At 64.6% G+C, this 14,109-nt stretch carries 11 protein-coding genes; 5 read left to right on the forward strand and 6 right to left on the reverse strand.

The window, feature by feature from the left end; all coding sequences use genetic code 11:
* Nucleotides 1-144: 144 nt before the first annotated feature.
* Both H7A19_03250 and ilvA read right to left on the reverse strand, forming a co-directional pair.
* The gene (locus H7A19_03250; GenBank protein MCP5473837.1) at nt 145-1,191 is read right to left on the reverse strand and encodes a cyclic nucleotide-binding domain-containing protein; all 1,047 of its coding nucleotides are present in this window, start codon (nt 1,189-1,191) and stop codon (nt 145-147) included.
* A 683-nt stretch (nt 1,192-1,874) separates the two neighbouring features.
* Nucleotides 1,875-3,401, reverse strand: a complete 1,527-nt coding sequence (gene ilvA / locus H7A19_03255; protein ID MCP5473838.1) for a threonine ammonia-lyase, biosynthetic — start codon at nt 3,399-3,401, stop codon at nt 1,875-1,877.
* A 134-nt stretch (nt 3,402-3,535) separates the two neighbouring features.
* Between ilvA and H7A19_03260 the strand changes: the two genes are divergently transcribed.
* Nucleotides 3,536-4,717 (forward strand): MFS transporter, encoded by a 1,182-nt coding sequence (locus H7A19_03260; protein MCP5473839.1) that lies wholly within the window; start codon nt 3,536-3,538, stop codon nt 4,715-4,717.
* Between the two features lie 262 nt (nt 4,718-4,979).
* Nucleotides 4,980-6,458: a hypothetical protein gene (locus H7A19_03265; protein ID MCP5473840.1), complete on the forward strand. Its 1,479-nt coding sequence runs from the start codon at nt 4,980-4,982 to the stop codon at nt 6,456-6,458.
* Between the two features lie 412 nt (nt 6,459-6,870).
* Here the strand turns inward: H7A19_03265 and H7A19_03270 are convergent, their stop codons facing one another.
* On the reverse strand, nt 6,871-7,128 hold the full coding sequence (locus H7A19_03270; protein ID MCP5473841.1) for a GlsB/YeaQ/YmgE family stress response membrane protein: 258 nt from the start codon (nt 7,126-7,128) through the stop codon (nt 6,871-6,873).
* 135 nt (nt 7,129-7,263) lie between these two features.
* Here H7A19_03270 and pepQ point away from each other — a divergent pair, with 135 nt between their 5' ends.
* The 3 genes from pepQ to H7A19_03285 all read left to right on the forward strand — a co-directional run bounded on the left by pepQ (nt 7,264) and on the right by H7A19_03285 (nt 11,096).
* Nucleotides 7,264-8,580, forward strand: coding sequence for a Xaa-Pro dipeptidase (pepQ, locus tag H7A19_03275; protein MCP5473842.1), 1,317 nt, complete (start codon nt 7,264-7,266; stop codon nt 8,578-8,580).
* 12 nt (nt 8,581-8,592) lie between these two features.
* Nucleotides 8,593-9,249: a hypothetical protein gene (locus tag H7A19_03280; protein ID MCP5473843.1), complete on the forward strand. Its 657-nt coding sequence runs from the start codon at nt 8,593-8,595 to the stop codon at nt 9,247-9,249.
* Between the two features lie 83 nt (nt 9,250-9,332).
* A complete protein-coding gene (locus H7A19_03285) occupies nt 9,333-11,096 on the forward strand; it encodes a VWA domain-containing protein (GenBank protein ID MCP5473844.1) in 1,764 nt (587 codons plus the stop codon).
* 445 nt (nt 11,097-11,541) lie between these two features.
* On the opposite strand, the gene H7A19_03290 is transcribed toward H7A19_03285, so the two are convergent.
* The 3 genes from H7A19_03290 to H7A19_03300 are packed head-to-tail and all read right to left on the reverse strand — an operon-like array spanning nt 11,542 to nt 14,039.
* A complete protein-coding gene (locus H7A19_03290) occupies nt 11,542-12,027 on the reverse strand; it encodes a DUF3299 domain-containing protein (protein MCP5473845.1) in 486 nt (161 codons plus the stop codon).
* Nucleotides 12,028-12,048: 21 nt separating this feature from the next.
* Nucleotides 12,049-13,353, reverse strand: a complete 1,305-nt coding sequence (locus tag H7A19_03295; protein MCP5473846.1) for an ABC transporter permease — start codon at nt 13,351-13,353, stop codon at nt 12,049-12,051.
* Complete coding sequence (locus H7A19_03300) at nt 13,350-14,039, reverse strand: ABC transporter ATP-binding protein (protein MCP5473847.1); 690 nt, start codon at nt 14,037-14,039, stop codon at nt 13,350-13,352. The genes H7A19_03295 and H7A19_03300 overlap by 4 nt, the downstream gene beginning before the upstream one ends.
* Between the last annotated feature and the right edge of the window lie 70 nt (nt 14,040-14,109).

The raw sequence follows: 14,109 nt of genomic DNA on the forward strand, positions 1-14,109 counted from the left end.
GCACGCAAGATCAAGAGCTCGCGGTGAGGCCGCCTTCGCGCGCCCTCGTGCCCTCGTGCCCTCTCGCCCTCCAAAGTTCGATGCGCGAATAGGCGCACCACCGCGGGCGACCGGAACTCCTGAAGCTGTGCGCTGTGCCAGCCGCTACTTCTTGTCCATCTGCTTGACCATGCCGGACAGGCCACCGGCCAGGGCGTAGGCCTCGAATCCGAGCTTGGTCAGGATGAAGGCAGCAGCGGCGCTGCGCTCGCCGGTGTTGCAGTAGCACAGATACGAGCGCCCGCGGTCCAGGTCCACAGCGTACTCACGCAGTCGGTACAAGGGCATGTTGATCGCACCCTTGATCGCGCGCTCGCTGAATTCCTCGGGTAGGCGCACATCGACCACGCCGGCGCCCTGGCGCACCAGGATCGAGGCCTTGCCGGGGGTCAGCCATTCCACCGTGGGTTGCTTCAACAGCTCGCTGAAGTCGCTCTTCTTCAGGCGCATCAGCTTGCCCGGCTTCATCATGGTCACCGAGGCATTGCGCACGCTGTTGGAGAGCAGCGCGTCTTCGCCGAAGCTGTCGCCGCGTACCAGATAGGCCACCACCGCCGGATCACCATCGCCGGACTGCAGCACGCTGGCAGCGCCGTCCTTGATCACATAGAAGTAATCGCCGTCATCGCCTTCGCGAATGATGGTCTGGTTCTCGCTCACACTCAGTTCCTCGAAGCGCGAGAACAGTCGTTCCAGATTGCCGGCTGGCACCCGGCGCATGGCATTGTTCTGCAGCAGGCGGAAGATCCAGCGATTGCCGTCAGGATGCTTGTCCAGCAGCTTGAAGTCGGCGCTGCGGGTGAGCTGGTCGAAGGTGATGACCTTCTCCAGAAAGCGCCGGTCCAGCGACACCAACGTTGCGGTGAGTGACTGCACCGAGGCGGTAAAGCGCCGCGGCATCAGATCGCCGATCGGGTAGCGGCCCTGCAGCGAATCCGCCACGATGTCCTTGCGCTTGCCGTCCGGGTAGTCGCCGGCGACGACACCGCCCAGCAGATAGTGGGTGATCTCGTCCTGATCACCGGCCTTGAACAGCACATGGCCCTTGCCGTACTCATCCGATTCCGCCTCGTTGGCAATCACGTCCAGATGCTCCGGACGCAGCGAATCCAGCGGGTAGAGATGCTTGAGCTGACTGGCGTCGATAGACATGGCCTGACCTGCGCAGCGCGATGGCCTGAATATAGCCCGATCGGTGGTGCTGGTTGTCGGTTGTCGGTTGTCGGTTGTCGGGACTCGGGACTCGGGACTCGGGACTCGGGACTCGGGGATCGGGGATCGGGAATCGGCTGTTGTGGGTCCAGACTTGTCTGGACGCTTTTGACTCAAGAGTGTCCAGACAAGTCAGAACCTACAACGGCTGGATTGCTTCGTCGCTGCGCTCCTCTCCATGAACCCATATCGTAAGTTGTTGATGCGTCATTGCGAGGAGCGCAGCGACGAAGCAATCCAGGGTAGCGCCGCACACTCCTGGATTGCTTCGCTACGCTCGCAATGACGCGGGGGGTTCACGGCCCGTGGGCAGTTTCAGGCCGGAACAGGTGGCTCTCCATAAACCCATGTCGCAAGTCGTTGTAATGCCATATTCCGGCAAGAGACGGCTCTTGTAGCCCGAAGTGCGCGTAGCGCTCTCCGGGAGGTGACGCCAAAGAGCCCCGCTGAGCCGCTGCGCGGCACAACGGGCTACGCGCATCAGGCGGGTTCATGGCCCATGTGCAGTTTCGCGCCGATACAGGTGGCTCGCAATGACGCCGCTTTGGGGTCATCGTGGTTCCCGTGCCCCGTGCCTCGTGCCCCGACCGACAACCGACAACCCAGAACCGGCTTCACCGCGCTCAGGCTCGCAGAAACTGCCGCACCACCGGGTTCTCGGTCTCGTCGACGCAGTCGAAGCCCAGGGCGTCCAGGCTGGCGCGCAGGGCGCTGGCATCCTCGGCGTCGGCAACCTCGATGCCAGCGAAGACCCGGCCGTATGCGGCGCCGTGGCTGCGATAGTGAAACAGCGTGATGTTCCAGCGCGTGCCCATCTGTTCGAGGAAGCGCAGCAGGGCGCCGGGGCGCTCCGGGAATTCGAAGCGATAGACGCGTTCGCGGCCATTGATCTCGGCGCGACCGCCGACCATATGGCGCACATGCAGCTTGGCCAGCTCGTTGTCGGTGTAGTCGCTGACGGCATAGCCTTCGGCCGCCAGCTGGGTGGCGATCTCGCGGCGCTCGGCGGTGCCGCGGCGCAGGCTGATGCCCACATAGATCTGCGCCGCCGCTGCGGGCGTGAAGCGGTAGTTGAACTCGGTGACGCTGCGCGGGCCGAGTGCCCGGCAGAAGCGCAGGAAGCTGCCGGGTTCTTCGGGAATGCCGACGCCGAACACGGCTTCGTGCGATTCGCCGATCTCGGCACGTTCGGCCACATGCCGCAGCCGGTCGAAATTGACGTTGGCGCCGCTGGCCACGGCGCACAGCGTGGCGCCGGGCTGCTTCAGCGTTTCGGCGTAGCGTTTGAGGCCAGCCAGCGCCAGCGCGCCGGCTGGTTCGAGCATCACCCGGGTGTCATCGAAGACGTCCTTGATGGCTGCGCAGATCTCGTCGGTGTTGACCAGTACCATGGCGTCGATGTGCTCGCGCAGCACCCGGAAGGTGTGGTCGCCGATGCGCTTGACCGCCACGCCGTCGACGAACAGCCCGACCTGATCCAGGGTCACCGCCTCGCCGGCCTTGAGTGCGGCATCCAGACAGGCGGCATCGACCGGCTCGACGCCGATGACCTTGATCTCGGGGCGTAGCGCCTTGATGTAGGCGGCCATGCCGGCCGCCAATCCGCCACCACCGACCGGAATGAAGACTGCGTCGATCGGCCCGGAATGCTGCCGCAACAGCTCCATCGCCACCGTGCCCTGACCGGCGATCACCGCCGGATCATCGTAGGGATGGACGAAAGTCAGGCCGCGCTCGGTCGCCAGGCGCTTGCCGACCGCGGCCGCGGCGTCGTAGCCATCGCCTTCGAGAATGATCTCGGCGCCATAGGCGGCCACCGCGTCGACCTTGATCGAGGGTGTGGTGCTGGGCATCACGATGGTGGCGCGGCAGCCGAGTTCGCGCGCCGCCAGAGCGACACCCTGGGCATGATTGCCTGCCGACACCGCCAGCACCCCGGCGGCGCGTTCGTCGGCGCTGAGGCTGGCCATCTTGTTGTAGGCGCCGCGCAGCTTGAAGGAAAACACCGGCTGCAGATCTTCGCGCTTGAGCAGCACGCGGTGCCCCAGTCGCCGCGACAGCCGCTGGGCTTCGGTCAGCGGTGATTCGATCGCCACCTCATAGACGCGAGAGGTGAGCACGGCGCGCAGATAATCGGGTATCGGATCCATGAACATCGCTTCCTTCGGTTCCTGATGTTGCATTGCAACAGGCAAAGCGTGCAACCGAGCGATCGTGCCAGGGTGATTGACGACAGCCCAGTGGGCGCACAGCATCCGCCCGGTCCCCGTTCGATGGCCCATTCATGTTTGCAGCCCTGCGGCAGCTTCCACGCACGGTCTGGCTGATCGGCCTGCTGAGCCTGCTCAACGACAGCGCCAGCGAGATGCTGTATCCGCTGATCCCCTTGTATCTGGCCTCTGTGCTGATGGCCGGGCCGCGCGCGCTCGGCATCATCGAAGGTATTGCCGAAGCCACCGCCAGTCTGCTCAAGCTGTTTTCCGGTGTCATCGTCGATCGCACCCGGCGCAGCAAGCCATGGATCGTGTTCGGCTACGGGCTGGCCGGGCTGGGCCGGCCGCTGATCGCCTTCGCCAGTTCCTGGCCCTGGCTGTTGCTGATCCGCTTTACCGATCGTGTGGGCAAGGGCCTGCGCTCGTCGCCGCGCGATGCCTTGCTCGCCGCCAGTGCCGGGCCCGAGCGACGCGGACTGGCCTTCGGTCTGCATCGGGCGATGGACAACGCCGGCGCCGTGGTCGGGCCGCTGCTGGCTTTTGCGCTGCTCGGGGCCGGCGTGGAGTTGAAGCAGGTCTTCCTGTGGTCGATCGTGCCCGCGCTGTTGTGCGTGGCCCTGGCGCTGGCCATCCGTGAGCCGCCGTCGCTGCCGCGAACGTCACCGCCAAGGCCGTTCGACTGGCGCATGCGCGATCTGCCGCCGGTCTACAAGCGCTATCTGGTAGTCGTTGGCCTGTTCACGCTGGGCAATTCCTCGAACATGTTCCTGTTGCTGCGCGCCCATGAACTGGGGGTGCCGCAAGCGCAGATTCCGCTGCTGTGGGCGGCGGTGTCGGTCGTGGCCATGCTGTTCTCGACACCGCTCTCGGCCTTGTCCGATCGCTACGGCCGGGTGCGTTTGCTGGTCGGCGGCTATCTGGCTTATGCCTGTTTCTATTTCGTGCTCGGCGGCCTGGGTCAGGGTGGTCTGCTGCTCTATGGCTTGTTCGCGTTCTATGGTCTGTTTCTGGCCGCGACCGAGGGCGTGGAAAAGGCCTTGGTGGCCGATCTGGCCCCGGAAGAGCGCCGCGGCACCGCCTTTGGCTGGTTCAATCTCATCGCCGGCATCACGCTGCTGCCGGCGTCGGTGGTCTTTGGTGGCCTGTATCAGGGCGCTTCGCCACTGCTGGCATTTGCCTTTTCCGGGAGCTGTGCGGTTCTCGCCGCGCTGCTGCTGATGTTCTGGGTGCGGGTGCCAGCGCGTAGCGCCTGACCGTGCTGCGCTCTTGCTCTTCCGACCGCCCGAAGCGCCGCACACCCTGCCGAGCAAGCTCGGCACTACCAAAGCCTCGTACTCCGATGCTCTGGTAGAGCGGAGCTTGCTCCGCTGCTTCTGCTGGGCTTTGGCTCTTGCTCTTCAGACCACGCTAGGAGCTGCACACCCCGCCTGGCAAGCCGGGCACACTGACGCTCTGGTTGCACCCGATCGCAGTCGGTGCAACGATCTGATCCAGACTGTTTCGGATGATCGGATCATGGCCAAGTACCGGTGGTTGTCAGCTCTCTGTCTGTTGCTGGTGGTCCTGAGCACCTTCGCTTCTGGAGTCGCCGCCCAGGAAATGATCAGTCTGAGATTGAATGGCCGTCCGGTCACCTTGCCTGTGGAAACGCCGGTGCTGATCGATCAGGTGCCAGGCACGCTGGGCGATCTGCGCAATTTCCCCGATGGCCTGCAGATGGAGTGGACACGCCAGATCGGACCGCAGAAAGGGCTGGGCAATCCGGTCTTCAGCTTCAGGCTGATCGGCCCGGTCACCAGCACGGCGCCCTTCCGCGTGCTGGGACAGGCGATCACGGTCAACGGAGATACTGTTCTGGCCGGCGTCGAGCCGGATCTCAACCTGCCGGTCAACACGCCGGTGGTGGTGGCGGGCTTGCTCGACCCCAACGGCAGCGTTCTGGCCACGCTGATCGAACGCCGGGGTCAGTTCGGACAGACTTTCCTGCTGAGCGGGCCTGTGCAGGCCATCGATGCCAATCTCTCCCAGGTGCTGGTGGGCAGTCAGTGGGTGAGCTACGCCGGCGTCAGTTTCATTCTCTGTGCCGAGCCGCTGCCGCAAGTGGGCGAGTTTCTTGCCGTGCGCGCTCAATCGCAGCCCAATTTCCAGCCGGGATCGGTGCTCACCCAGGTGATCTCGGGTTTCTGCTTGACACCGGTACCGCCTGGCACTGCGGGTGCCCTCGGAATGCTGCAGGGCATCATTACCCAGATCGTGGACGCCACCGAATTCCGGATTGGATCGCTCAGCGTACTGGTATCGACTCCGACCCAGTTTGTCTATGGCGGACGTGATGAACTGGCGGTGGGCATGCCGGTGATCATCGAGGGTAGCTATGTCGATACCCAGGCATTTGATGCGGCAGTGATTGAATATGTGCGGCCGGTTGTTCGCTTCCAGGTGCCGGTGACGCCGGCACAGGTCACGCCAGGAGTGTCGATCAGTCCCTATGAGCTGCTGGTGCGGGCCAGTCCCCAGGCGCGCGACGAAGACCTGATTCTGGCCAACGGCCTGACCCAGACCCGGCAGGTGGAAGTGCGCGGCTACATCGACGGCCTTGGACGCCTGTACGCTACCCGGGTGCGCGACCGCGGCAATCCCAACAACAACGCCGTGCGCCTGCGTGGACCGGTCCAGACCATCGCCGATCCACTGCTGACCATCCAGGGGCTGACGATAGACACCACCGGGGTCAACATCTTCGACGAGTTTGGGGTGTTCCTGACTCGGCCCCAGTTCTTTGCCGCCCTGCAGCTGAACGATGTGGTCGATTTCAGCGGCGCCAGCTACAACTCGGCCACGCGCACGCTGAGCGGCGGCACGGTGGTCTACATCGGCGCCGAGCCATTGCCACCGCCGCCGCCCGTGCGCGGCAACCAGACCGTCATCAGTAACGGCACGGTGTCCGGCTATTCCGATTCCACGCCTCTGTTCAGGGACGGTTTCGAGGGTTAGTCCAGCTTGCGGGGAAGGCGGTGTTGGCTTGAGCGGCGCGCGGGTCATGGGTCGGCGCGGATGGCGCTGTTGTAGGTCCAGACTTGTCTGGACGCTCCTCGCTCGGTGATGAAGAAGCTTCGAGGAGAGAAGCGCGCCAGCGTGGCCATTCTTGTGCTTCAGGCAAGGCAAAGCGGTGAACACAGATCCCAAGTGATTGATTTGAAGTCCGCGTGAGCACAACGCCGGCTTTGTTCACCTGTAGGAGCGCCCTTGCGGCACGACCGCTGCGGCGGACGTGCGGCTTGGCGGTCGCGACGCGAGGTCGGTCCTACAGGCGAGCTTGTGGTTCATGGCCCACAGGCAGCGCCGGGCCGACACGGATCGCCGGCAGAGTCGCGGCGACAAGATTCGCCGTCGCGACACACCGACGCTAGGCTCGCTTGATGACCCCGATGATCGCCAGTACCACGACGGCGCCGATGGTGGCGTTGATGATGGCGCCGATGATGCCGCCGCCGATCGCCAGTCCCAGCACGCCGCCGAGCAACCAGCCGCCGACATAGGCGCCGATGATGCCGATGACGATATTGCCGACCAGGCCGAGGCCGCGGCCGCGCATCAGTTGTCCGGCCAGCCAGCCGGCGACGGCGCCGATCAACAGGAAGATCAACAAGGATGTGACGGTCATGAGCATGGATCTCCATCGGTTCAGGGGTATCTGACCATCCCTCTGTTCGATGGTCGTTGCAAGGGTGATTCTGCACTGGCCCTCGACGGCTGCCTCTCGTAAAGTGCGCTCATCCAGTCAGCAGCGAGGGTAGTCATGGGTTTGCAGCAGCTGTATGCGGACCACCTGCGCGAACAGATGCGCCGGGCGGATGTGGCATTGGAGCGCGCCGGCTTCGATCATCTGTTGATCCCCAGTGGCACTGAGCGCTATGGCTTTCTGGATGACCAGACCTATCCCTTCCGGCCAAATCCGCATTTTCTGTCCTGGCTGCCGCTGACCCAGCATCCCGCCTGCTGGATTGCCTACACGCCGGGAAAGCGACCGCTGCTGGCCTACTACCAACCCGAGGACTACTGGCACGTGCCGCCGGCGGCGCCGTCCGGATTCTGGGTGGAGCATTTCGATCTGCAGGTGATCCGCTCACCGGAAGATGCGGCGCAATTTCTGCCGGCGGCCACACGGGCAGCCATCATCGGCGAGGACAATGCCGCCATCGACGGCTATGTGCCCAACAATCCCGAGGCAGCGCTGGCCTATCTGCACTATCACCGAGCCCGCAAGACGCCCTACGAACTGGCGCAGCTGCGCGCCGCCAGCCTGCGTGGTGCGCGCGGCCATCTGGCCGCCGAGGCGGCCTTTCGCGATGGCGCTTCCGAACATGAAATTCATCTGGCCTTCTGCGCCGCCGCCGGACACACCGACCACGGCTTGCCCTATGCCAACATCGTGGCTCTCAACGAGCACGGCGCCATCCTGCACTACCACCACACGCCAGCGCCGCGTCCGGACGAATCGCGCAGCTTCCTGATCGATGCCGGCGGCAGCGAGGCCGGCTATGGCAGTGACATCACCCGCAGCTACGCCCGCGATCCGGGGCTGTTTGCTGATCTGATCGGACAGATGGATGAGTTGCAGCAGGGTCTGGTGACCGAAGTCCGCGCCGGCCTCGACTATCGCGAGCTGCATCTGCAATGTCACTATAGGTTGGGCGGGATCCTGCAGCGCAGCGGCATCGTCAACATGAGTGCGGAGGCGCAGGTCGAGCGCGGCGTCACCAGCGTGTTCTTCCCGCATGGTCTGGGACACTTCCTGGGGCTGCAGGTGCATGACGTCGGCGGATTCCAGCGCGACGATCGCGGCGGCGACATCCCCAAGCCCGCCGGGCATCCGTATCTGCGCCTCACGCGCACGCTGGAGCCCGGGCATGTGGTGACGATCGAGCCCGGCCTCTATTTCATCCCGATGCTGCTGGCCAGATTGCGTGATTCGGCCGATGCCGCCAACGTCGACTGGTCGCTGATTGATCGGTTGCTGCCCTTTGGCGGCATCCGCATCGAAGACGATGTCCACGTCACCGAGGGCGAACCGGAGAATCTCAGCCGCGACGCCTTCCGGACCTTGGCGGCCTGAGCCATGCCGCCGATGACCGCAGAGCGCCTCACCAACGCGCTGCAACATCGGCTGGAGGCGCTTTACGATCTGGACCTGCCGGCGCAGGTGGCGGACCATGTGTTCAGCGACGCCGAGCTGGCCCGGCGCTTGCGTGGCAGCGGCCAGCGACAGGCCCGTGAGCAGCTGCTGGTGCAGCAGGGCGGTGACGAGCTGTCACTCAGTCTGTATCTGGATCGGGCACTGCTTGAGCCCTTGATCGAACGCAATCCCCTGCGCGCCTTCGAACTGGAGCTGCTGGATGCCTTTGCCGCGGTCATCGAGGGTGTCAGCCATTTCGTCTGCGTGGTCTGGCACGCCCTGCATGAGCGCCCCTGCACGCAGCTGGAGCTGGAGCTGCAGGCCGAAGTCGACAAATTCGCCTTGCTGCATCAGCTCTGGCGCGAACAGCGTGCCGACAGTCCGCAGCCGCTGCTGGCCTGCCTGTTCGAGCACATTTCTTTCGAGCGTGGGCTGGATGCGGTGGAGAGCGAGCGCTACCGGCTTGCCAGTCACTACGCCGCACGCTACTGCGGCAGCATGCAGCAGCGATTCCAGGGCCGGTTGGACCATCCGCAGGCGCGCACACAGCTACGCCGTTTCTATCGCAGTCCGCAGACCGAGAAGCTGCGCTGCGCCGTGTCGATGTAGCGGCTTAACCCCATTGCGCGCATCGGCGCGTTTCTCGGATCAACCCGGCCAGTAGCGGCCGGCCCTGACCCGAAGGAACCGCCATGAAACTCTGTCTTCGTCCGCTGCCCTTGGTATTGGCCATGACCGCCGCGCTCACCCTCGGCGCCTGCGCCCGCAACAGTCCCTCGCCCGAGACTGCCAGACAGGACGGCCCCGAGCTGCGCCAGAATGAGTCCAAAGCGGATACCCGTGACGTCTTGCTGGCCAAGGAGGAAGCGGTGGCCAGGCCGCGTGCGCTGAAGCCGCAGGAAGCACAACCCTCCGCTCCAGTGGTGGCGCAGACGGCCATCGCGGTGGGTGCGGTGGCCCCGGCACCGACGAATCTGCCCAATGGGCCGCAGAACCGGGCTGGCGTGGGCGAGCCCACCGACACCGAACGCTATGCCGACATCACGCCGAATGCGGTGATCGCCGCCAGCGAGCAACCGGTGTCCACCTTCTCCATTGATGTCGATACCGGCGCCTACAGCAATGTGCGTCGTTTTCTCGACCAGGGCCAGTTGCCGCCCACCGATGCCGTGCGCATCGAGGAATTCATCAACTATTTTGACTATGCCTATCCGACCCCGGACAGCCGCGAGCAACCCTTCAGCGTCCACACCGAACTGGCGCTGGCGCCGTGGAACCAGGAGCGCTGGCTGTTGCAGGTGGGCCTGAAGGGCTTCGAAGTGCCACTGGCGCAGTTGCCGGCCAGCAATCTGGTGTTCCTGCTGGATGTCTCCGGTTCCATGCAGAGTGCCGACAAGCTGCCGCTGGTCAAGCAGGCCATGAAGCTGGTGGTCGAGCAGATGCGGCCGCAGGATCACATCGCCATCGTGGTTTACGCCGGCGCGGCAGGTCTGGTGCTGCCGTCGACTTCCGGCGCCGACAAGGCGCAGATCATTGCTTCACTGGATGCGCTGGAAGCGGGCGGTTCGACCAATGGCGGGCAGGGCATCCAGCTGGCCTATCAGGTGGCTCGCGAGCAGTTTGTCGAAGGCGGGGTCAATCGCGTGATCCTGGCCACCGATGGCGATTTCAATGTCGGCATGGTCGATCAGCAGGACCTGGAAGACCTGGTGACCCGCGAGCGCAAGAGTGGCATCGCCCTGACCACGCTGGGCTTCGGCCAGGGCAACTACAACGATGAGATCGCCGAGCGTCTGGCCGATCTGGGCGACGGCAACCACGCCTACATCGACACGGAGCGCGAGGCCCGCAAGGTGCTGGTCACCGAACTCAGCGCCAACCTGCTGACCATTGCCAAGGATGTGAAGATCCAGGTCGAGTTCAACCCGGCGGTGGTCGCCGAGTACCGTCTGATCGGCTACGAAAACCGCATGCTGGCGCGCGAGGACTTCAACAATGATGCTGTCGATGCCGGCGAGATCGGTGCCGGCCACACGGTCACTGCCCTGTACGAGCTCACCCCGGTGGGATCGCCGGCTCTGCGGCTGCCGCCGCTGCGCTACGCGGCCACCGAAAAGGCCGAGGGCAAGTCCAATGAAGTGGCCTTGCTGAAACTGCGCTACAAGCTGCCCGAGCAGGAGCGCAGCCGCTTGATCGAACAGACGGTCACGCGCCCGCGCCAGATCAATGCCGGTTCCGCGCAGCTGCAGCTGGCCGCGGCCGTGGCAGCCTTCGGCGAGGCCCTGCGTGGCGGCAAGTACCTGGATGGATTCGCTCTCGGCGCCATCGCCGGGCTGGTCGCCGAGCACAAGGGTCAGGACCGCTATGGCATGGTCGCCGAACTCGAGGATCTGGTGCGCAAGGCCGAGGTGCTGAGCGGCGGCGAGGCGCCGGCGCAGATTGCGGTGAGCCGCTGATCGCGGATGAATCCGCTCCCACAGGCAGGTGCCAACACTGTGGGAGCGGGCTCTGCCCGCGAACGCTCTTCGGCCAGTAACAGGCCAGAAGCTGGACGCGAAGGACGCGAAGGAAAAGCAGAAAGTACACGAAGAAGAGCCGATTCAGGCATGGCGCCGGACGTGAGATCCGTTCTGACATGGCGGCGTGCTTATTCGCGCAACAGGGACTTGGAAGTAAGTCACGTTGACCCGAAGGGTCTACGTGACAGCTTTGCCAGCCACTCAGGCCGCGCCGCGGCCAATGTGGCCTGTAACACGTGCAATTATCTTCCTGGCTCTTCTTGTTGCTTTTCCTTCGCGTCCTTCGCGTCCTGCTCTTTTTCAGGGTCCCCTTGGAGAGTTCCCGGCATGACCGGTCGCGGATGAATCCGCTCCCACAGGGCGTCGCGATGCAAGGTCGCATCTACTCCCAGAGGGTGACCTTGCTGGCGTCGAGGGTATAGGCCGAGGCGGCGATGTCGTTCTTGATGGTCTCGACATTGAGCGTACCTTCGATCCAGTAGGCGTCGTAGATCTCGGTGACCGGGATCGGCTTGGCCAGTCGTGCCAGGATGATCTGGTTGGGTGGCGGCGGCGGTACGTGGATGCAGGCACCGAAGTAGGGCACGATGAAAAACTCGCTCATCTGGTTGTCGCTGTCGACCTCGACCGGCACGATGTAGCCGGCGATTCTGACCTCTATGCCGTCCAGTTCCTTGATGACCTCGAAGCTGCCGGTCTGTTCGGCCTTGAACATGCCGTCGTGAACCACCGTGGGCGCTTCCATCAGCGCCTCCACTTCGTCCTTCGGCATGAGTTCCAGCCAGTCCAGCTCACGGGCCGCGGTCTCGGCAGCCAGGGCCCGGCCGCCGGTCAGGAGCAGGAAGAAGCAGAGCAGGATCAGACGCATGCAGTGGGGCCCAGGCAGAGGTCAGGTGTGGAGGGTCAGGCCGTCGGCCAGTGATCGCCGGTAGGCCAGCCAGGCTGGAATCAGTCCTGCGATCAGGCCGCCGACGAGTACCGCAGCGGAGAAGGCTAGCTCACGCGGTGTGAACGCGAAGGGATCCAGATACAGCCCGAATGACGCGGCGACCCAGGGTGCGGCGATCCACAGAGCGACTGCCATCAGCAGCGCGCCGACCAATGCGCCGAGCAGGGTGATGGCGGTCGATTCCAGCAGCAGCAGGGCAGCGATCTGCCAGGGCCTGGCACCCAGCGCGCGCAGGATGGCCATCTCGCGCCGACGTTCGTTCAGCGTCGTGACCAGCGCCGTACTCATTCCCAGCAGCCCGGCCAGCACCACGCAGATCGAGATCAGCATCAGTGCCGACTCGGCCACCCCCACCAGACTCCATAGTTGCGTCAGCGTGTAAGCCGGCATGATCGCCAGCAGCGGTTCGCCAGGGTAGTTGTTGAGCTGGCGTTGCAGGGCGAAGGCCGCGGATCGATTCTTCAGGCCGACAAAGATCGCGGTGATGTTCTCGGGTTTGTGGTGGTCGGGGTCGGCCTCGTGCCCGTGATCGTGGTCCGTATCGTGCCCGTGATCAGGGTCGTGGTCTTGAGCGGGTCCGCGCGCGGGCAGGCGCACGCCATGTTGCCAATCGGCGTGTATGGCTTCGAGACTCTCCAGCGACACGTGTACCGTGTGGTCCACGGGTGTACCGGTGGGCGCCAGGATGCCGACCACGCGGAAAGGTTGATCGTCGTGGACCATGATGTCGTGATTGCCGCCGCCATGGGCGACGATGATCGAGTCCCCCAGCTGGTAGCCGAGCTTGGCCGCCACCGTGGCCCCGATCACGGCCTCGTGCAAGGCGCTGAAGGGCGCGCCGCTGGCAAAGCGCAGGGGCTGCGCACGGCCATGGCGGAAGTGTTCGAAATACGCGCCGCTGGTGCCCATCACCCTGAAACCGCGATGGGAGTCGCCCAGGGAAATGGGGATGGCCCAGGCAATCTGCGGTTGTGCCGCCAATTCCTCGAAGGTGCTGTAGCGGATGTTGTTGCTGGCATCGCCGATGCGGAACACCGAATACAGCAGAAGTTGCACCGGGCCGCTGCGGGCACCGACGATCAGGTCGGTGCCGGAAATGGTGCTGGCAAAGCTGGCCCGGGTCTGCACCCGCACGCGCTCGACCAACAGCAGCAGGGCGACACTGATGGCGACCGTGAACAGGGTCAGGCCAACGGCGAGGCGCCGGTTCCAGAGACTGGCCGAGGCAATGCGCAGCAGCATCAGCCAGCTCCGGCGCGATTGATTGCCGAGAGTTCGAGGCTGCGATCAAAGCGCGCCTCCAGACTTCGGTCGTGACTGACAAACAGCAGTGCCGCGCCAGCGCGACGGCATTCTTCGAACAGCAGTGTCAGGAACTGGTCGCGGCTGTCGCTGTCCAGTGCCGAGGTCGGCTCGTCAGCGATCACCAGTTCCGGAGCGCCGATCAGTGCTCTTGCGGCGGCGACGCGCTGCTGCTGTCCCACCGACAGCTGGGCTGCCGGGCGCCCGGCCAACTCGGCCGGATCCAGTTGCAGCCGCTGCAGCAGTTGTTCGGCTCGCAGTGCTCCGGCAGCGGCGCTGCGCTCGCGGCGCCGGCGCGAGAAGCCGCAGGCCAGGTGGATGTTGGAAATCGCATCCAGATAGGGCAACAGGTTGAACTGCTGGAAGATGTAACCGATGTGGTCAGCGCGCAATCGGTCCCGCTGGGCCGGTCGCAGTGTTTCCAGGGCCGTGCCCAGCAAGCGGATGCTGCCACTGGCCGGTGCCAGTACACCGCCGATGAGATTCAGCAGCGTGCTCTTGCCCGAACCGCTGGCGCCGCGCAGGAACAGGCTCTCGCCGGCCTCCAGATGCACGGCTTCCAGATCCAGAAGGATCCGGTCAGGGCGCCAGCCGAAGCGTAGCTGCTCGATGATCAGAAGCTGGGACACGGCATCACGTTCATGGAGGATTGTCTGGAACCAATGTTATACTGTTACACTATCGCCGCACCGGTGTGAT

It is taken from the genome of Rhodanobacteraceae bacterium (assembly GCA_024234055.1).
In the GTDB taxonomy this organism is placed as follows: Bacteria; Pseudomonadota; Gammaproteobacteria; order Xanthomonadales; family SZUA-5; genus JADKFD01.